Annotated in this window: 1 protein-coding gene and 1 pseudogene; both read left to right on the top strand. The window is 72.8% G+C overall.

Translation table 11 applies throughout. The annotated features are described in order from the left end of the window. Positions 1-227 (top strand): annotated as a pseudogene (locus AOK08_RS48110) (methyltransferase type 12); the annotation flags it as partial. 2 nt (positions 228-229) lie between these two features. Next, the coding region (locus AOK08_RS38565; RefSeq protein ID WP_241827286.1) for a class I SAM-dependent methyltransferase at positions 230-695 on the top strand (466 nt) is incomplete at its 5' end. Positions 696-859 lie beyond the last annotated feature (164 nt).

The following is an 859-nucleotide window of genomic DNA, read 5'->3' as shown; positions in this document are numbered from 1 at the left end:
ACCCGGCCTCGCCCCGCCGCCACCGCGCGGCGGCCCGCGCGATGCTCCCGTTCCCGGAACCGGAGAGCTGGCTGGACGTGGGTACAGGCCAGGGAGACTTCCCGGCGGCGGCGAAGCGCTACTTCCCGTACACGGCCTTCGACGGCGTGGACACCACCCGCCGCGTCCAGAAGGCCCGCGCTTCCGGCCGCATCGAGGAGGCCTACCGGGGCCGCCTCACGGACGAGNNCTACGACGTCGTCAGCATGTTCCATCACCTGGAGCACACCCAGGACCCCCGCGAGGAACTACGGGCCGCCCTCAGGGCCCTCCGCCCCGGCGGCCACCTCCTGATCGAGGTCCCGGACCCGCACTGCGCGTTCGGCACCCTGCTGGGCAAGTGGTGGCCCTGGTACGCCCAGCCCCGCCACCTCCACCTGATGCCGCAGGCCAACCTGGTGGCGGAACTGGAGTCCCAGCACTGCGCGATCATCGCGACGGACCACCGGTCCCCCCACATCCCCTACGACCTGACAGGCGCCCTCTCCCTGGCCCTGACCCGGGCTCTCCCGTCCCACCGAACCCCACTGCTCCGAGCGGCGGCCCCGTTCCTGGCGGCAACCCGGGCCCTGGACCACACCCTGGCCCCCCTCCTCCGCAGAACCCGCTTCGCGAACACGTACCGAATCATCGCGAGAAGGGGCACAGCCGCCTAGCTGGGGGCGGCTTGCGAACTCCGGCCAACTGGGGCGCCCCCGAAGGGGCGCGGGGAACTGCGCGACAAGCCCCCACCGACCCGCAGCCAGAACGAGTCCGCAGGCACCCCTCTCCTCAGGGGCGCGGGGCTGCATCTGATTTGCGGCTACCGCCGCGTGGGCGC

Origin of the sequence: Streptomyces graminilatus, assembly GCF_001418565.1 — a bacterium.
In the GTDB taxonomy this organism is placed as follows: Bacteria; Actinomycetota; Actinomycetes; order Streptomycetales; family Streptomycetaceae; genus Streptomyces; species Streptomyces graminilatus.
Note: the sequence above shows the minus strand (reverse complement) of the source record. Positions and strands in the feature narration are given on the sequence as shown.